At 67.1% G+C, this 19,474-nt stretch carries 12 protein-coding genes; 6 read left to right on the top strand and 6 right to left on the bottom strand.

The features are described from left to right. The first annotated feature begins 62 nt into the window (after positions 1-62). Positions 63-2,762, top strand: a complete 2,700-nt coding sequence (locus WKW79_RS19025) for a circularly permuted type 2 ATP-grasp protein (protein WP_340336754.1) — start codon at positions 63-65, stop codon at positions 2,760-2,762. 7 nt (positions 2,763-2,769) lie between these two features. Here the strand turns inward: WKW79_RS19025 and WKW79_RS19020 are convergent, their stop codons facing one another. The 6 genes from WKW79_RS19020 to WKW79_RS18995 form a co-directional block, all read right to left on the bottom strand. Then, positions 2,770-2,931: a hypothetical protein gene (locus WKW79_RS19020; protein WP_340336753.1), complete on the bottom strand. Its 162-nt coding sequence runs from the start codon at positions 2,929-2,931 to the stop codon at positions 2,770-2,772. Between the two features lie 17 nt (positions 2,932-2,948). Continuing rightward, positions 2,949-3,689, bottom strand: a complete 741-nt coding sequence (locus WKW79_RS19015; RefSeq protein WP_340336752.1) for a VWA domain-containing protein — start codon at positions 3,687-3,689, stop codon at positions 2,949-2,951. 19 nt (positions 3,690-3,708) lie between these two features. Further along, complete coding sequence (locus WKW79_RS19010) at positions 3,709-4,725, bottom strand: hypothetical protein (RefSeq protein ID WP_340336751.1); 1,017 nt, start codon at positions 4,723-4,725, stop codon at positions 3,709-3,711. A 7-nt stretch (positions 4,726-4,732) separates the two neighbouring features. Next, the gene (locus tag WKW79_RS19005) at positions 4,733-5,374 is read right to left on the bottom strand and encodes a TerD family protein (protein WP_340336750.1); all 642 of its coding nucleotides are present in this window, start codon (positions 5,372-5,374) and stop codon (positions 4,733-4,735) included. Between the two features lie 112 nt (positions 5,375-5,486). Then, positions 5,487-6,767, bottom strand: coding sequence for a hypothetical protein (locus WKW79_RS19000; protein WP_340336749.1), 1,281 nt, complete (start codon positions 6,765-6,767; stop codon positions 5,487-5,489). A gap of 25 nt (positions 6,768-6,792) precedes the next feature. Next, positions 6,793-7,524 carry a YjbE family putative metal transport protein gene (locus tag WKW79_RS18995; protein ID WP_340336748.1) on the bottom strand — a complete coding sequence of 244 codons (732 nt, stop codon included), beginning with the start codon at positions 7,522-7,524 and terminating at the stop codon, positions 6,793-6,795. A gap of 226 nt (positions 7,525-7,750) precedes the next feature. Between WKW79_RS18995 and WKW79_RS18990 the strand changes: the two genes are divergently transcribed. The 5 genes from WKW79_RS18990 (at position 7,751) to WKW79_RS18970 (ending at position 19,455) form a co-directional block, all read left to right on the top strand. Then, positions 7,751-8,746, top strand: coding sequence for a transglutaminase family protein (locus tag WKW79_RS18990; RefSeq protein ID WP_340336747.1), 996 nt, complete (start codon positions 7,751-7,753; stop codon positions 8,744-8,746). Between the two features lie 69 nt (positions 8,747-8,815). Then, positions 8,816-9,271: a RidA family protein gene (locus WKW79_RS18985; protein ID WP_340336746.1), complete on the top strand. Its 456-nt coding sequence runs from the start codon at positions 8,816-8,818 to the stop codon at positions 9,269-9,271. Positions 9,272-9,379: 108 nt separating this feature from the next. Further along, positions 9,380-11,029 (top strand): hypothetical protein, encoded by a 1,650-nt coding sequence (locus WKW79_RS18980; protein WP_340336745.1) that lies wholly within the window; start codon positions 9,380-9,382, stop codon positions 11,027-11,029. 169 nt (positions 11,030-11,198) lie between these two features. Beyond that, positions 11,199-12,959 carry a ShlB/FhaC/HecB family hemolysin secretion/activation protein gene (locus WKW79_RS18975; RefSeq protein ID WP_340336744.1) on the top strand — a complete coding sequence of 587 codons (1,761 nt, stop codon included), beginning with the start codon at positions 11,199-11,201 and terminating at the stop codon, positions 12,957-12,959. A gap of 22 nt (positions 12,960-12,981) precedes the next feature. Continuing rightward, positions 12,982-19,455: a two-partner secretion domain-containing protein gene (locus WKW79_RS18970; RefSeq protein WP_340336743.1), complete on the top strand. Its 6,474-nt coding sequence runs from the start codon at positions 12,982-12,984 to the stop codon at positions 19,453-19,455. Positions 19,456-19,474: the final 19 nt, after the last annotated feature.

The raw sequence follows: 19,474 nt of genomic DNA, 5'->3' as shown, positions 1-19,474 counted from the left end.
GCAGCTTTCCACGTACGGCCGGTACCCAATGCCCATGACGGCAATGTGACAATCGGCCTACTGTGGAACCCCTCAACGACTCTCTTTTCGGCAACGCCTCGCTCGAGGCGCCCGCCGCCCTGGCCTCGGCGCTCGCGCCGCCCGCGCATGCCGGCCATTTCGATGAATTGAGAGGCGCGGCCACACCGCTGATCGCACCGCGCGCCAGCGCGCCTGCGCCAACCGCGCCCCCGCTCCATGACGCCGCGCAGGCCCCTCCGGTGCCGCTGCCCGAAGTGCCGCCGGCGCCCACGCGCCCACCATTGACGCAAGGCTGGTCGCGCTTCTTCGACGAACTCGGGTCCGGCGGGTTCGAAGACCTGCCGCGCCGCGCCGTGAGCCTGGCCCGGCAGATCCGCGACAACGGCGTCACCTACAACGTCTATGCCGATGGCGACGGCCCGCAGCGCCCGTGGTCGCTGGACCTGTTCCCGCTGATCATCTCGCCGGAAAGCTGGACGCAGATCGAAGCGGGCATCCAGCAACGCGTGCGCGTGCTCGACCGCGTGCTGGCGGACGTCTACGGCCCGCAACAGTTGCTCGCCGAAGGCCTGCTGCCCGCCGCCCTGGTTCGCGGCCATCCCGGCTACCTGCGCGCAATGCATGGCGTGAAGCCGCCCGGCGATACCTGGCTGCACATCGCGGGCTTCGACCTGGCACGCGGGCCGGACGGCAACTGGTGGGTGGTCTCGCAGCGCACGCAGGCGCCTTCGGGCCTGGGCTACCTGCTGGAGAACCGCCTGGCCATCTCGCGCCAGTTTCCGCAGGCCTTCGAGTCGCTGCATGTCCAGCGCCTGGCCGCCACCTACAGCGCCATGATGGAAGGCCTGCAGAAGATCTGCCCGGCCGGCGCCCCGCCGCACATCGCACTGCTCACGCCCGGCCCCTACAACGAGACCTACTTCGAGCACGCCTACCTGGCGCGCTACCTCGGCATCACGCTGGTCGAGGGCAATGACCTCACCGTGCGCGACCAGCGTCTCTACCTCAAGACTTTGCAAGGCCTGCGCCCGGTGCACGGCCTGATCAAGCGGCTGGACGACCAGTACCTCGATCCGCTGGAACTCAAGCCCGACTCCACGCTCGGCGTACCCGGCCTGCTGCAGGCCATTCGCGCCGGCAACGTGCTCGTGGCCAACATGCCGGGCTCCGCCTTCCTCGAATCGCCCGCCCTGCTCGGCTTCCTGCCCGCACTGGCGCGCCACCTGATCGGCGAGCGGTTGCAATTGCCCGCGTTGCCGACCTGGTGGTGCGGCGAGCGCGCCGCCATGGAAGCGGTGCTGCCGCAACTCGGCGACTGCGCCATCAAGCCAACCTATACCGGCTCGGCGTCGCACGACACCTTCGAGCCGGTGCTCGGCAGCCGCCTGAGCCGCCGCGAGCTGGACGAATGGGCCGGTCGCATCGTGCGCGGCGGCGACGCGCACACGGTGCAAAGCTCCCTGCCCTTGTCGCAGATGCCGACGTGGGCGCAGGACTTCGGACCCGGCCACATCGCGCCGCGTGCGGTGCTGCTGCGTGTGTTCGCGGTGAGCGACGGCGCGCAGTCCTGGCGCGTGCTGCCCGGCGGGCTGGCACGGCTGGCCGGCGCGGACGCGCAGATCGCCTCGATGCAGCGCGGCGGCAGCAGCGCCGACGTCTGGGTTCAGACCCACGGCCACGTCGACCGTACTTCGCTGCTGCAGCCGCAGTCCACGCCCGCCTCGCTGGCCCGCCATCGCGCGCCGGTGACCAGCCGTGCGGCGGAGAATATGTTCTGGCTCGGCCGCTACACCGAGCGCGCGGAGAATGCCGTACGCCTGGCGCGCCTCACGCTGGACCTGCTCGGCGGCGAGGACCAGTCATCGCGCCAGTTGCTCGGCTGGCTGCATCGCCTGGCGCTGCGCAATGCGTTGGTGCCGCGCGAGGTGCCCGGCGGGCCGAAGTCGCGGCGCGTGTTCGAGCGCGCGTTGATCGCCGAACTCGGCGACGTGGATCGCGGCGGCAGCGTCGGCTTCAGCCTGCGCTGCGTGCGACAGGCGGCAGCCGCCGTGCGCGAGCGGCTGTCGCAAGACCACTGGAGCCAGATCGTGCGTGCCGAGTCGGAGTTCCTGCGCCGCACCGCCGAGCAGGCCGGCGAAGCGGGCGAAGGCAGCTATGCGATCGGCGCGGCGCTGCGCTCCCTGGAGGCCGCCAGCAACGCGCTCTCGGCCATGACCGGCGCGCAGACCGACCGCATGACGCGCGACGATGCCTGGCGGTTGCTGTCGATCGGCCGGCACATCGAGCGGCTGGCTTTCCTTTCGAGCGCGCTGGCAGCGGGCTTCGAGATCGGCGCGGTGCACGACGTGGCGGGTTTCGAGGCGATGATCGCGCTGTTCGACAGCACCATCACCTTTCACGCGCGTTACCAGCAACGCCGCGATGTCGCGACCATGGTCGACCTGCTGGTGCTCGACGGCGACAACCCGCGCTCGCTCGCCTGGGTCACGCAAACGCTGCGCGGGCGCATCGCCCGGCTCGCCGGCAGTGCGCCGGGCAAGCTGAGCGCCCTGTCGTATGAACTGCCCGATCCGTCCACCTGGACGCTCGAGAAACTCTGCGAGCCCGGGGCGGATGGGCACTACCCCGCGCTCGTCAGCCTGTTCGAAAGTTGCGAGACCGCCGCGTACCACGTGTCCGATGCGATCGGCACGCGCTACTTCACCTTGACGTCGGAGTCGCTGCGCTCGGTCGGGGCCTGAAGGAGCCTTACTTCCCGCTCGCGCGGAAGGCCAGACCGAACAGCGCGCAAAGCAGGACGCCGCCAATCCAGATGAACTGGGTCGCGAACGGCAGCGCACTGATGTTGACGAACCAGGCCGGCGCGCTCATGCCGGCGGCGATCAGGAAGAACAACTTGCTCTTGGGCATGGGCCTGCTCCGCTCGCTCAGCCCTTGAGCCAGCCCACGAGTTCGTCGTCGAGCAGCAAGGCGTTGATCTCCTCGTCGGACATGCGGACGAACTTCCGCACGTCGGCGATCTCGCGGTAACCCGTGTTGCCGAACTCGTCGCCGATCGAGTTGAGGAAATGGAAGGCGCCGCCGCCGTTGGCCACGCCGAGGAACAGGAAGTACACCTCGTCCTTGCGTGCCTCGGACTCGCGCAGGATCTTGCGTGTGCGGTCCTTGTCGTTGTTGTCGCCGTCGGTGATGAAGATGATGAGCGAGCGCTTCTTCTGCTTGGGGGGTTCGTCCTTCTTGCCGAACATGCGGCCGAACATGCCGGCCTTCTTGGCCGCGCCGTCGACCCAACCGAATTCCTTGAGCGCCAGTTCCAGCACATAGCTGTAGTCGGTGGCGCCACACCAGCCCGGCACCTTCTCGATGATGTTGTTACGCACGTAGCCCTGGTAGTTCGCTTCGGTCAGCGAGCCCACCAGATGCGCGGACGCGGCGCTGTTGCTGAAGGTGAAGACGTCGATCTTCTTGTCGGGGTCGAAGCTCAGGCCCCAGGGGGCGAGGCGCGTCAGCAGGTCGGTGGTCGTGCCGTCGGCGTGCTCGTCGCTGAAGGAGCCGCTCACGTCGAGGACCACGCCCATGTCGAGCACCGGCATCTTGTGAATGCCGACCTTTTGCAAGGAGAGAGTGAGACTGGTCGTTGATTTCTGGAGGTTGAGTGTCAATGCCATTTGAAGTTGCTTCCCTGTTTCAGTTCTTGATTCGATCGATGATTTGCCGCAGGTCGTCGCGGGCGACGAAGCGCTGGGTTTCGTTGCTGTCGGCGGGCACCGCGGCCATCGTGGACAGCCACGAGGGGAGCGCGATCAGCACGCCTTCCTGGATGCGGTCGCGCAAGGCGTCCATGTTGCCGGCGGACGCCAGCGACTGCAGTTGCTGCTCCTGCACCAGGCCCGCCGTGCGGGTCAGCATCAGGGCCCGGTCGGCCAGCACCAAACGCACCTCTTCCGCGACCCAGTCGCGCTCCATGAGCCATTCGCAGGCCATCGAGGCGGCCACCAGTTGTTCCGCCAGGCCGGCCAGGTCGCCACGAATGGTGATCACCGCGGCGATCGGCTGCTCCAGTTCATCGCACGCGCGCGACAGCTTCTTCTTGAGCTCGTCGATCTCGTTGCGGTGCAGGTCGAGCGCCCTGGGCTTGTCCTTGCGCAGCCAACGGCCGACGATGGTGCTGGGCGGCGCATAGTCCTGGGCGCATTGCTCGAGCAGGCTCAGGAGTCGGGCGAGGTATTGGGGCGCTGTCCGCATGACGTTCGAGGACGCCACCTCGAGCAGGCGCTCCACGATGGCGCCGTACTGCTTTTGCAGTTCCACCCCGAAATCCTGCGCCTGCGACCAATTGAACGTGCCGGCGACCACCGATCCCAGCATGGTCGAGGCGAGCGTCAACTGGCTGCTGTTCAAGGCAGGAAATCTTGCAGCGAGATCCTCCGGCCGCGCCTGCAGGCCCATGCGCACCTCGCCGGCCATCGGGCGCGGCGTTGGCACCGGAACGGCTGCGGCTGCGGCTGTGGCTGGAACGGGCGTCGCGGGGGCTGCCGACGCCATCCCTTGCGTTGGCATCGGCTGCACCGGGCTGCTGGCCATCGCGCGCGGCGCGCGGCGTGCCGGCTCGGCAACGCCTGCGGGCGCCGGCACGGGCGCGGCGGAAGGCGGGCTCGCGCCCATCGTCCTCGGCCGACGCGGCACGTCTGCGGAAGCGCTCACGAGTGGATCAAGAGAAGTTTTCGATGACGCTGTTGAAGTCGCCATTGAAGCCGACCGCGGTCTGGGCGAACTCCGCCTTGCCCGCCTCGTCGATCATGATCGAGCCCATCTGCACGCCAACGAAGGCAGCGAATTGCGAGGACAGGTTGGCCGTCAGCAGCGTCTTGCCGCTGGAGTCCTCGATGGACACGCGTGCGTTCTTGACCTGGCCGAAAGTGCGGCCGGCCACTTGCGGATGAATCATTGCCACGAGCGGAATCTCCACCACTTCACCGGCGGACTTGCTGAGCTTGCCGGGGTTGACGCTGATCCATTCGTCCACGTCCGCCAGCGCGCCGTCGGTGGCGTCCGCGCTGTGCACCAAGGCCTTGTTCAGGATGTCGAAGGTGCCGTCGGAGGCCTTCACGATGGTGCCGACCTCATTGCCGCCGATCCTGCGCTTGACGTTGTAGGTCGAGAGGATCTGCTCGAAGGCCGTCACGCGCGGCTGGTCGTTGGCCGCGCCGAAGCAGGCCAGTGCGTGCAGGTCGAGGTCGGTGTCGCCGTCCCAGCTCAGCTTGACCTTGAAGATCTCGTCTTTCGCCAGGTTAAGGGACAGCTTCGCCCCGCGTTCGCCGGGCTTGGTGAGGTTGAGGGTCAATGCGGACATGCTTTTTCTCTTTCGGTGATTGCTTGCTTGGAGAGTGTTGAGTCGATGCGGCCGTGCCCTCGCGACTTGGATCCTTAGCGAGGGATGGCCGGGCGCGCGGCCCGGCGCTGGCTCAGAGCTTGACGGCCTGGTCGGGCCGAATGACCGCACCCAGCTCGGTTAGCTCCGCACGCGCCTGCACGAGCATGGACCGGGCCGCGTCGAACTTGGCCTGGTTGTCGATGCGCGCCTTCTCGGTGATGGCGACCAGTTCCGAGACGGTCTGCGTCACGCCCTTGAGCTGGTTGGCCTGCGCGAGGCGGTTGTCCCCGGGCGCGTTCGCGGCCGTGGTCACGACCTGCTTGACCAGCTTGTTGCGCACCTTGTTGAGGTTGGCGTCGAGCTCCGCGCCCTGCCTGTCGGTGCGCTGCAGGTTCTGCACGGTCATCGTGCCGTGCAAGGTCAGCAGCGTCATCTTGATGCTGGCGAAACGGCCGGCAGCGGTGGTCGTCACCTCCTGCACGGTCTGGATCGTGGCGGTCTGGATCTGGCGGATGATCAATTGCTCCGCCGGGAGCTTGGTCAACACCGCTTCGACCGCCAATGCGCGACTCTCCAGCGCCTGGACCTTGTCCTGCGCTTCCTGCGGCGTCATCGCGCCCGTGTAGTCACCCTGCGCATGCGCGGCTTCGATCGCGGCCAGTTCCTCGCGCGCCTTGCCCAGCAGGGTGGACAGGAACAGCGTGGTCATCATGAACTCGCCGAAGCGGGCACGGTAGTTGTCCTTCAGCCGCTCCAGAGAACGGGCCTCCTCGACGGCCTTCTGCTTCTCGGCCTCGACCTTCTTCTCCATTCCCTCGATCACCGTGCCGAGCTTGCGCGTCTTGCCCGCCACCAGCAGGCGCAGGCTTTCGAAGGCGGCATCGCCGGCGCTCGTGAGGTTCCTGGGGCTCAACTTGCCGAGGATGCGATCCATCAGCGGGAGCTTGCCGTTGAGGATCTTGTCGGCAAGGCCATCGAGGTCCTCCGCCTTGATGGCGGTGTTGAGCTCGCTCACCAGGCGGAAGACCTGCGGCGACTCGCCCTTGTCGATGCGGTCGAGGAAGGCCCCGAGCGACTTGTGCAGCGCGACCTCGACGTCCGAGCCCAGCCCGGCGATCTGCATCAGCGACATGTCGTGGATGCTCAGTGCGTTCACCTGCTCCACGATGCCGCGCTGCCGTTCCGGCGACACGAGTGCGGGGCTCATGCCTTGCGGGAAGATCACTTCGCCGGTCCAGGCGCCGGGTGTGGCGGCGGGCACTGCAGGGACATCGTGCTGCACCGGCGCGGCCGGCATGAAAGTTGGCACCACCACAGCCTCTGCGGCAGTGGTGGGCGGGACCGTCACGGCGGGCACGCCGGGGGATCCCATGGTTCGCGGTTGCTTCATTGAATCATCAGACCTTTGCGGTGGATTCAGTATCGCTGCTCTTCCGCATCGCCTGGATCAGCAGCACCACCAGTATCACGGCCGCAAAACCGATCGCCTTCACGGCGGTGTGGACCCATGCGCCATGCGATTCGATGGCATGCACTGCGCTCGAAAGCAGAGGCTCCGAAAGGATCATTTCCGCGCCGACCCAACCCAGCATGCCCGCGCCCACCCAAAGGATGATGGGGAAACGGTCCATCAGTTTCATGATGCCCTGGGCGCAGAAGATGATGATCGGAATGCTCAGCACGATGCCGCCGATGGCATACCACGTCGAATGCGCACCGGCGCTCTGCGCGGCGCCCACGACGGCCAGCACGTTGTCCAGGCTCATCATGAAGTCGGCAATGATCACGGTCTTGACCGCCGCGAAGATGGTCGTTGCGTTGCCCTCTTCGTGCGACTCGTCGGCGTTGTCCAGCAGCAGCTTGGCGCCTATGTAGATCAGGTAGGCCCCGGCGATGCCCTTGATGGCCACCATCCCGAACATCAGGCCGGCGCAGGCCAGCAGGACGGCTCTAAGGATCACGGCGCCGGCCGTCCCCAGGAAGATGGCCTTGGATCGCAAGGCGATGGGAAGGCCGGCACAAGCCAGCGCGATGACGATGGCGTTGTCCACGCCCAGCATGATGTCGATCGCCACGATCTTGGCGATGGCGGCCCAGTCGACCCCGCCCAGCAGGCTCATTTGATCCATGATTTTTTCTCTCCCTGTCCTTCACTCATGGGCGTGAAGGCTTGCCCGATTCACTGACTTCGCAATTGTCTCAGGTGCCATCGGCTACAAGGCACCGATGGCGAGGGGCTTTCAATTCAGCCAAACTCTTTTCCGGCATGCGTGCGAAGTTCACCTTTCAGCATCAGGCTGGCCGTGCACTTCATCACGGCCGGACACCGGCTCCCCATGGGCGCAAAATCCACCCATGCTGCTCCACGTCACCCATGAGACCCGCTACGACTACACGCCGCCGGTGGAAACCGCGCAGCACCTGGCCCACCTGAAGCCGTTGGCCACCCCGTCGCAGCGGCTGGTGAGCCACCAGTTGGCGATCACGCCCGAGCCGGCGCAGCGCAGCGAGTCGCCCGACATCTACGGCAACGCCCGCGCGTTCTTCGCGCTCGACACGACGCACCAGAAGCTGGTGGTCATCGCCGAAAGCGTGGTGGAGACCTCGAACCCGGTGCTCGCCCCCGAAGCCGCGCGAAACCTGTCGTGGGAGCAAGTGCGCGAGCGCTTCCAGTACCGCAAGGGCACGCAATACGACGCGGCCTCGGATTTCGCCTATCCCTCGCCCTACGTGCCGCGCCACGAGGACTTCGCGGCCTACGCGCGCCCCAGCTTCGAGCCAGGCCGGCCGACCTTCGATGTTGCGATGGACCTGTGCCTGCGCATCTACAACGAGTTCGACTACGACCCCGACAGCACGGAAGTCAACACGCCCGCCGTCGAGGCGCTGGCCCAGCGCGGCGGCGTGTGCCAGGACTTCGCTCACATCATGATCGGCTGCTTCCGCACGATGGGATTGCCGGCGCGCTATGTCAGCGGCTACCTGCTGACCCAGCCGCCGCCTGGCAAGCCGCGCCTGGTGGGCGCCGATGCCTCGCATGCCTGGGTGTCGGTCTACCTGCCGGGCATCGACGGCGCGGGCGACTGGGCCGACTTCGATCCCACCAATGGACGCCAGCCCGGCGAGGACTATGTGACGCTGGCCATCGGGCGGGACTATTCCGACGTGTCGCCGATGCGTGGCGTGTTGCATGGCGGCTCACGCCACACGCTCAAGGTGGGCGTGACGGTGATGCCGCTCGACGAGGTGGGCGAAGAGGCTGGCGCCGGGGCGCGGGAGCTGGCGCCTTCGGCCGAGCAGTCGCAGTCGCAGTCGCAGCCGTCGCAGTCCCAATCACAATCGCAATCCTGACCCCCGCGCGCACCCGCACCCGGTGCCCGCGTCCCATGTTCTTCCATCTAACTCCCGGAGATGACACCCATGAGCGTTTACGACAAGCTGTCCCAACTCGGCATCACCCTGCCCCCGGTCTCGGTGCCGGCCGCGGCCTACGTGCCCTTCGTGCGCACCGGCAACCTGGTGTTCCTCTCGGGGCACCTGGCCAAGAAGGACGGCAAGGTCTGGGTCGGCCAGCTCGGCGCGAACATCGACACGGCCGAAGGCAAGCAGGCCGCCCGCGCCGTCGCCGTCGACCTCCTCGGCACGCTGCACGCAGCGGTGGGCGACCTGAACAAGGTCACGCGCATCGTCAAGCTCATGAGCCTGGTCAACTCGACCGGCAGCTTCACCGAGCAGCACCTGGTCACCAATGGCTGCAGCGAGCTGATCGCGGAAGTGTTCGGCGACAAGGGTGCGCATGCGCGCAGCGCGTTCGGCGTGGCGCAGGTGCCGATGGGGGCTTGCGTCGAGATCGAGCTGATCGCGGAAGTGGGCTGAGCCTTGGACGGCGCTGCGTTCGCGGCGGCGGCGTCCCTGAAACCGTCCGATCAGGCAGGCGACAGCTGGGAGGGTTACCCTTGCAAAAACCCTCCATGAACTGAGGCCATGTCACACCTCGCCCCGCCGCCCCACGTGCAGCACTTCCGCCAGATCCTGCTCTGGCCGCTGCGACTCATGCCCACGCCCGTCACGCCCGGCGGAAACGCCAGCCCCTGGCAAGTGCTGCGCTCGCTCGGCGCCGATTCACCGTGGAAAGAAGAAGTCGACGAATACACCGGCGACAGCAGCCGATTCCACGAGCGCCACTACAACGAGTTCGTGAGCTTCCTGCCGTACGTGCAGCGCTTCCTCTACGGCGAGGGCCGTGCGCGCGAAGGCGGCGGCAAGGATGGCGACTCGCCGATGCGCGTGTTCCGCCGCCACGACATCGCCGCCGTGCGCATCGTCACGCGCCCTGGCGAGGCGCCGATCACGCTGCAGGTCATCCATGCGGACCTGTATTTCTTCTTCGACCTCGACGTGGTGATGCTCAACATCGAGGTCGGCGCGGACGACATCAGCCTGGCGCAGGCGCAGGAGGTGCTCTACCGCTTCGGCCGCGCCTACCCGGCCGGCTGGGACCCCGAGGGCACGCCCCTGCACTGCCTGCACAGCGTCGAATGGCTGGGCGTGGATGGCTCGGTGCTGTCGCACTCCGATGCGCAGAATCGCGAGGCTTTCCTGTCGCATGTCGCCGAGCACCGCGCGCCGCGCTTCTCGGCACACTGGGCTTTCGTGATGCAGCCGCTGGTGAGCGACCATTCCACCGAGCCCGGCGCGCTGCGCTACCGACAGATCGAGTACTACCGCATGCCGACGATGGCGTATGTCTCGCTCGACGACCCGTCGCGGCTCACGCGCAACGACTACGTGCGGCTCGGCCTGATCACCGGCGCGGGCGAGAGCGATGCCACCCTGCCCTATGCCGAGCAGCACCTGGAGGACTTCGAGCGGAAGTACTGCTACGACCGCTTCTGGGTCGATGGCGGCAGCGCACCCAACACGCGCTACATGTGCAGCGGCTATTCGCTGGTGGTGGTCGGCGATGCGCGCTCCGAATTCTTCTGCTGCCGCGACCGCGGCGTGCTGGCGCAGTTCCGGCACCAGCACTTCCTGCTGTTCCTGATCTGCCACTTCCAGAAGGCATCGCTGCTGCTGTTCTCCGACCAGCTGGTGGAGGCGCTCGGCAAACTCGACGTGCGCAACACGCCCAGCGTGAAGCGCTTCAAGCGCGCCATCCGGCACAACTTCGAACGCTTCCTGCGCTTCACGCACCGCTACTGGTTCCACGAGGTGTCCGAGCAGTCGCAGGTGCGCGCGCTCTCGCGCATGTGCGCCACGCACCTGGCGCTCGACCCGCTCTACGACGAGGTCAAGGACCGCATCGCGGAGATGAACACGTATCTCGACGCAGACAGCCTGCGGCGCCAGGCCAACACGGTCGTGCGGCTGACCGTGGTCACGCTGTTCGGGCTGATCGGCACCATCACGACCGGCTTCCTGGGCATGAACCTGCTGGCCGAGGCGGAGTCGCCGCTGATGACCAAGCTGACCTGGTTTTTCATCGTGTTCGGCCTCACGACCTGGCTCACGGTGTACACGATGGTGAAGTCGCAGCGGCTGTCGGACTTCCTGGATGCGCTGTCGAATGACAGGCTGACGCTGGGCGGGAAGTTCAAGGCGTTGGTGCAGGTTTGGAGGCCGGGGGCGGAGTGAGCGACCTCGGCTCGGCGGCCCGCAGTTGACCGGGCCATCGCGCCACTGTGTGCGACGTTTCCCAAAGTGTTGACAGTCATTTCTATCTGTGTAATTTCTCCTTGTCGTAGGCGGTAGCGCCCAAGACACTCCCCCGCACGCGGCGTCAGATCGCGTTCAGGGAGTGTTTGTGTCTCGTCAGATTCGTGTTCCGGCTTGTCCGCTGCAAGCCACTGCCTTTGCCTGCCTTTTGCTCGTCACCTCCTTCGGTGCGCAGGCGCAGGGCATCCCGTCGGCCCCCAAGCCATTCGTCGAGGAACTGCGCCAGCAGGAGCGCGAGCGCACCTTGCGCGAGCAGCAGGAGCGCAATGTCGACACGCGCCCGCAAGAAGAAGCGCGCACAGAAGACCAGCGCCTGCCTGCACAAGAGGCGCCCTGCTTCCGGATCGACCGCCTGACGCTCACGGGCGAGCGCTCCGACTCCTTCGAATGGGTGCTCGACGCCGCTGCCGGCCTGCGGGGCGACGACAGCCCCATGGGCCGTTGCATCGGCACGCAAGGCGTGAACATCGTGCTCGCTCGGCTGCAACAGGCCTTGATCGCCAAAGGCTGGGTGACGACGCGCGTGCTGGCCACGCCGCAGGACCTGAGCCAGGGCACGCTCATGCTGACGATCGTGCCGGGCCGCATCGCCGCGATCCGTTTCGCCGGCGGCACCGACAGCGGATACGGCGCCACCACCAGCCTGCGCAACGCCATCCCCGCGCAGCCCGGCGACCTTCTCAACCTGCGCGACATCGAGCAGGGCCTGGAGAACCTCAAGCGCCTGCCCACCGCCGAAGCCGACATCCAGATCGAGCCATCAACCGCCCCTGGCGCCAAGCCCGGCGAGAGCGACCTGGTCGTCAAGTACAGCCGCAAGTTTCCGCTGCGCACCACGCTGAGCCTGGACGACAGCGGCACCAAGGCCACCGGCCAGAACCAGACAGGCGCGACCGTCGCCTGGGACGGCCCGCTCGGGCTGGATGACCTGGCCTACGTCAGCCTCAACCACGATGCCTTCAACCACAAGGGCTCCGGCACATACGGCCAGACGCTGCACTACTCAATCCCCTATGGCGACTGGCTGCTGGGCGCCACCGCGTCGCGGAACGGCTACCACCAGACAGTGGCCGGCCTGACCCAGAGCTACATCTATTCAGGCGAGAGCCGCAACGCCGAAGTGCGCCTGTCGCGCCTGCTGTACCGCGATGCCAAGCGCAAGACCACTGCCGCGCTGCGCGTGCAAAGGCGCTCCTCCACCAGCGACATCGACGACACCGAGATCGAGATCCAGCGCCGTGTCGTCTCCAGCTGGGAGGCCAGCCTCAACCACAAGGAATACATCGGCGAGGCCACCCTTGAAGGCACGCTGGCCTGGCGCCAGGGCTTCAAGGACTTCGGCGCGCTGGCCGCGCCGGAAGAAGCCTTCGACGAAGGCACCTCGCGCTTCCGACTGGCCACTGCCGAAGTCAGCGCCAATGTGCCCTTCTCTCTCGGCGGGCAGAAGCTGCGCTATTCGGGCCTGTGGCGCGCGCAATGGAACCGGACCAACCTCGCGCCGCTGGACCGCTTCGCGATCGGCGGGCGCTACACGGTACGCGGCTTTGATGGCGAGAGCACGCTCCTGGGCGATCGCGGCTTTCTGATTCGCAACGACCTGGGTCTGGCCATCGGGCAGACCGGCGCGGAGCTGTATGTCGGCATGGGCTACGGCCAGGTCGGCGGCCGCTCCACGCAACAGCTGATCGGCACGCACCTCGCGGGCGCCGTCCTCGGCGTGCGCGGCGAGGTCAAGGCCGCGGGCACCCAGCTCACCTACGACGTCTTCGTCGGCACCCCGATCAGCAAACCCGAGGGATTCCGCACCGGCAAGGTGACCGCGGGCTTCAACCTCAATTTCAGTTTCTGAGCTCGCAGGGAGCGACCACGACATGAACAAGAACCTTCACCGCATCATCTTCAACGCCGCGCGCGGCATGCGAATGGTGGTGCAAGAGACGGCCATGAGTGCCGGCAAGGCCAGTGGCGCGACACCCGCCATCGCAGCCTCGGCACTGGCGGCGGTGCTCGCCGCTTCGCCGGTGCAGGCGCAGATCGCCGGGGCCAACAATGTGCCGGGCAACCAGCGTCCCACGGTGCTCGTCGCACCCAATGGCGTGCCGCTGGTCAACATCCAGACGCCATCGGCCTCGGGTGTCTCGCGCAATGTGTTCGGCCAGTTCGACGTGGGCAGCAACGGCGCCATCCTCAACAACAGCCGCACCAATGCGCAGACGCAACAAGGGGGCTGGGTGCAAGGCAATCCCTTCCTGGCCGGCGGTCCGGCGCGCATCATCCTCAACGAGGTCAACAGCGGCAATCCCTCGCAACTGCGCGGCTACATCGAAGTGGGCGGCCAACGCGCCGAGGTGATCATCGCCAACCCGGCCGGCATCAGCGTGGACGGCGGCGGCTTCATCAACACGAGCCGCGCCACGCTGACCACCGGCACGCCGCAGCTCAATGCACTGGGCGGGCTCGACAGCTTCCTCGTGCGCGGCGGCACCGTCACCATCGACGGGGCCGGGCTGGATGTCAGCAAGACGGACTACGCCACGATTCTGGCGCGTGCGGTGCAGGCCAACGCCAACATCTACGCGGGCGAACTCAAGGTCGTGACCGGGGCCAACCAGATCTCGGCCGATCACAGCCAAGTCACGCCCACGAGCGGCAGTGGCGCCACGCCCACCTTCGCGCTCGACGTGTCGGCGCTCGGCGGCATGTATGCCAACAAGATCACCCTGATCGGCACCGAAGCCGGCCTGGGCGTGCGCAACGCCGGCAGCATCGGCGCCTCGGCCGGCGGGCTTGTGGTCACGGCCTCAGGGCGATTGGAGAACACCGGCACGCTGGAAGGCCAGCGCGTCGAGATCGCGAGCACCGCCGACATCGAGAACCGCGGCACCATTCGCCAGACCGGCACTTCAGGCCTGAACGTCGTTGCCCCGGTGCTGAGCAACACCAACGGCGGCACGATCGGCGCGGAGCCGGTTGCCGCGATTTCCGCAGGCCAGGCCGATCCAATGGCCGGCACTTCGAGCGGCACCGCGACCGCGCCAAGCACGACGACCAACGACACGAGCGCCACAACACCACCCACCACCGCCGCAGCCTCGACCGCCAGCACCTACACACCCCCCGCACCCGGCAGCATCACCGCCAGCGGCACGCTGCGCAACGATGGCGGCCACATCTATGCCGACGGCCTGCAACTGCAAACACCGCAGATCAACAACGCCGGCGGCACGCTCAACGTGGCCGCCCTCACCGTCAGCGGCCCGCAGTTCAACAACGCGGGCGGCACGCTCAACGTCAGCAATACCTTCAACGCCAACGTCGGCGAGCTGAACAACGCCGGCGGCCAATTGCATGCCGGCAACCTGCAGATCCACACCACGGGCGACCTGAACAACCAGGACGGCACGCTCCACAGCGACACGGACGCGAGCCTGACTGTCGGCGGTCAACTCGACAACACGCGCGGCACGATCACCGCCCTCGGCTCGCTGAACGCCAACGTGACCGGCGCCACCACGAACGGCGCGGGCACGCTGAGCGCCAACCAAGGCGTGACCCTGGGCGCCCGATCGCTGGACAACACCAAGGGCAACATCCAGTCCGCCAACGGCGCCGTGCAATTGACCATCGGCCAGCAACTCGCCAACGGCGACGGCCATGTGGCCGCGGGCACCGACCTGAGCGCGACGGCCGGCTCGCTCAGCAACAGCGGCAGCCTGCGCGCGCGCAATGACCTTGTCGTCACCACGACAGGTCTGCTCGCCAACGACGGCAGCCTCACGGCCGGACGCCATGCCACGATCAACGCCGGCAGCCTTCAAGGCGGCAGCGCGAGCTCCCTGGGCGCAGGCATCCAGAACGACGGCACGCTGGCCAACAGTGGCGACCTCGCCGTCACGACCGTACAAGGCCTTGCCGCCCACGGCACCAACCTTGCTGCCGGCCAGATCGTCTTGCAAGGTGCAAGCGTCGACCTGTCCAACAGCAAGACCAGCGCCGCCAACATCGCGTTGACCGCCACCCAAGGAAACGTCACCACGAGCGACGCGACGCTGACCACGCCCGGCACGCTCGCCATCACCGCCAACGCGCAGCCGGGCCAGACGCTGGCCAACAGCGGCGGCAAGCTCAACGCGGGCCGGATCGACCTGAACGCGGTCAACATCGCCAACACCCACGGCGGCCAGATCGAGCAGGCCGGCACCGGAACGCAACGCATCGCCACCACCGGCAATATCGACAACACCGGTGGCCGCATCGCGAGCAATGCGCAGGACTTCGGCGTGCAAGCCGCGACGCTCACCAACACCGGCGGCACGATCGAACATGCCGGCACCGGCACGCTGAACGTACGCGCAAACGCCATCGACGGCGCCGACGGGCACATCACGGGCAATGGCGCCCTCGTCGCCAATGTCGCGGGTGCGTTCAACCAGGATGGCGGCGGTCTCGGCGCGAAGCAAGTCACCATCGATGCCGGTTCGCTCAGCAATCGCGGGGGCACCATCAGCCAACCCGGCAGCGATGCCACGCGCATCACCGTGGCTGGCACGCTGGACAACAGCGCCGGCAAGATCACCAGCAACGCGCAGGAGGTTGGCCTCCAAGCCGCCACGCTGGTCAACAACGCGGGGTCAATCGAACACGCAGGCGCGGGCACGCTGAGCATCGTCGCCAACAGCATCGACGGCGCAAACGGGCACATCACGGGTAATGGCGCCCTCGTCGCCAATGTCGCGGGCGCGTTCAGCCAGGATGGCGGCGGTCTGGGCGCGAAGCAAGTCACCATCGATGCCGGCGCGCTCAGCAATCGCGGGGGCACCATCAGCCAGTCCGGCAACGATGCCACCCGCATCACCGTGGCCGGCGCGCTGGACAACAGCGCTGGCAAGCTCACCAGCAATGGACAAGACGTGGGCCTGCAAGCCTCAACGCTGGTCAACAACGCGGGGACGATCGAACACGCGGGCACCGGCACGCTGAACATCACCGCCAACAGCGTTGACGGCCCCAGCGGGCACATCACGGGCAACGGCGCCCTCGTCGCCAAGGTCGCGGGCGCCTTCAACCAGGATGGCGGCAGCCTCCAGGCCCAGCAGCTCACGGTCGATGCCGGGTCGCTCGACAACCACGGCGGCAAGATCGCGCAGTCGGGCACGGGAACGACACGCATCACCGTGACCGGAACACTGGACAACACCTTCGGCCAGCTCACCAGCAACGCGCAAGACATGCGCCTGCAGTCCGGTACGCTGACCAACAGCAGCGGCAAGATCGATCACGCGGGCAAGGGCACGCTCGACCTGCAGGCTGGCGCCGTCGACGGCACCAACGGCACGATCACGAGCAATGGCGCGTTGACGGCCAAGGTCGCTGGCGACTTCAACCAGGACAAGGGGCAGCTCAGCGCGGCACAGATCACCATCGACTCGGGCGCGCTCGGCAATCGCGGCGGCAGCATCACGCAAAAGGGCGGCGAGGCCACCCGCATCACCGTCGTGGGCGCCATTGACAACAGCGTTGGCACGCTCGGCAGCAATGGCAACACCACCATTGCGGCGGGCACCCTGAACAACCAGGGCGGAAAGTTGCACGCCACCGGCACCACCAATCTGGACCTCGGCGTGGGCGGCATGCTCGACAACAGCAACGCCGGCGAAATTGGCGCTGGCGGCAACGCCACCCTGCGTGCCGGCACGCTGAACAACGACAGCGGCAGCATCACCGCGGTGGGCGACCTGGGCGCCACCGTGTCCGGCGTGGCCACCAACGTCGGCGGCACCATCGGCGCCAACCACGATGCGACCCTCAACGCTGCCAGCCTGGACAACACCGGCGGCCAGGTGGCCGGCGTGCGAGGCAAATTGCGCGTGGAAACCACGGGCCTCACCCTCAATGCGGGCGGCAAGCTCGTCGCCGGAGCCGACTCGACGCTGGTCAACGGCGGCCTGGACAACGACGGCGGCACGGTCTACGGCAACACGCTCACGGTCGATACGCGAGGCAACGCCCTCAGCAACCGCACAGGCACCTTGGCTTCGGCCAGCACAGTGAACCTGAACTCCGGCACGCTCACCAACGACGCCGGCCTGATCCGCTCCGAAGGCGCGATGACCATCAACACCAATGGGCAGGCGCTGAGCAACACCAACGCGGCGGGCTACACCCAGGCGCACCCGGAACGCGATGTGCCCGGCGGCCTGTCCAGCGGTGGCACGCTCGACCTCACGGCGGGCACCGTCAACAACGCAGGTGGCGCCATCGGCGCCCAGCAGGCGCTGACGGTCAACACGCAAGCCTTCTCCAACACCAACGGCGGCCTGGTCGTCGGTCAATCGGATGTGTCCGTCAACACCCACGGCGCCGCCTTCGACAACACGGGAGGCCAGACCCTTGCGATCGGCAACCTCGCGATCACCGCGGGCGACATCACCAACACCAACGGCCTGATTCGCTCCACGCAAACCACCACGTTGAACGCCGCGACGGTGGGCAACACCGGCACGCAAGGCACGGACCGCGGCATCGAGGGCAAGAACGTCGCGATCACTGCTGGCCAGCTCGACAACACCCACGGTGCCATCCGCGCCGATGTCGACGCCACGATCACCAGCGGCGGCACCGTCGACAACACTTCAGGCCTGATCTCGGCGCTCAACACGCTGACCATCACGGACCCCAACGCCGCGAACCCGGCCGCCAAGACGCTCCAACTCGTCAACACCAACGGCATGCTCACCGGCACCAACGGCTTACGCATCGATGCGGCCACCTTCTCGGCCGACGGCACGGTCACGAGCGGCAAGGACCTCACGCTGGCCGTCCAGCAGGACATCGTCAACAACGGCGAGTTGTCCGCCAACGGCAGCCTCACTTACTCGACCACGGGGACCTTCACCAACAACGGCAAGCTGAGCGCGGGCGACCAGCTCACGGTCGGCGGCAGCGTGGTGGAGAACACTGCGGCGGGCGAGATGACCGGCACCAACGGCACCACCGTCAACGCCGGCACGCTGAACAACCGCGGGCTCATCGACAGCAATGGCGTGACGCGCATCAATGCAGGTACGGTCAACAACGTGGGGACCGGGCGTATCTATGGCGATCAGATCGCCATTGCAGCGACCACGCTGAACAACGTTGCCGAGACCGTCAACGGCAACACCACCGCCGCCACCATCGCCTCGCGCAATGACATCGACATTGGCGCCACGACCCTCAACAACCGCGACCATGCGCTGATCTTCAGCGCTGGCGACATGTACATCGGCGGCGGACTGGACGCAGACGGCTACGCAACGGGCACCGCCGCTGCCGTCAACAACGAGAGCGCCTCCATCGAGTCGCTCGGCAACATCACGATCGATGCCACCCAGGTCAACAACCTGGACACGCACCTCCTGGTCAGCAACACCACCACGCAGCGCAAGGACGTGCGCCTGGCCACCCTGCCCGACGGCAAATTCTGGGACCCGGCCGACACCTGGGGCGATGACGCCACGCGCGTGGTCTACCACCGCAACGCGGACGGCAGTGTCACACCGGTGGGCTTCGGCGGCTGGGGCATGTGGTACTACACGGTGACGACCACGGGCGACATCGCGACGCAGGTCGACCCGGCCAGCCTGACGGCGGGCGGCGACATCAACATCACTGGCCACCTGAACAACCGCGACAGCCGCGTGATCGCGGGAGGAACCATCACCGCGGGCAGCGTCGAGAACCACTCCACGTCCGGCACGCAGCACACGGTGGTGGACGCTTTCGTGGTGGGCTACATGGTCAACAAGCCCGGCACCGGTCCGAACAACGTCACCTACGCCTCGCCGCAGATCACGGACACGACGCTGCCCAGCCTGGGCGGGTACGCGTATGAGGAGCATGCCAGCAACGTGCCATCGAGTGGCAGCCGCCCCGGTGCCGCGAATGGCGGCGGCGGCGTCGATGCGAGTGCGAGCGGTGCAGGTGCGGTCAACGCCGCCGGTCGCCGGGCGGCCATCACCGAGGTGCCGGCCAATGTTGGGCAGGTCGTGCAAGCTGACGGCAGCATCGCCGATGCAACCCAGCGTCGCGGCGTCAACGCAGCCATCGGCAACGAGGCACAGACAGCCTCGGGCGGCACCGTTGCCCCTGGCGGCACGCAACAAGTCGGCGGGATCAACGGCCCCGCCAGCCGCACCGTGCCCATGGTGGTTCGCACCAGCCCCCCCAACCTCGGCATCCCGCAGGCCAGCCTGTTCCGCACCAACGCGAGCACGGGCAGTCACTACCTCGTCGAGACCGACCCGCGCTTTGCCAACTACCGCACCTGGCTGAGCAGCGACTCTCTTGGACCGACTCGGCCTTGACCCCAACAACACCCTCAAG

This window comes from Variovorax robiniae (assembly GCF_037889955.1).
Lineage (GTDB): Bacteria > Pseudomonadota > Gammaproteobacteria > Burkholderiales > Burkholderiaceae_C > Variovorax > Variovorax robiniae.
The sequence above is the reverse complement of the archived record's forward strand: the minus strand, read 5'-3'. Positions and strand labels throughout refer to the sequence as shown.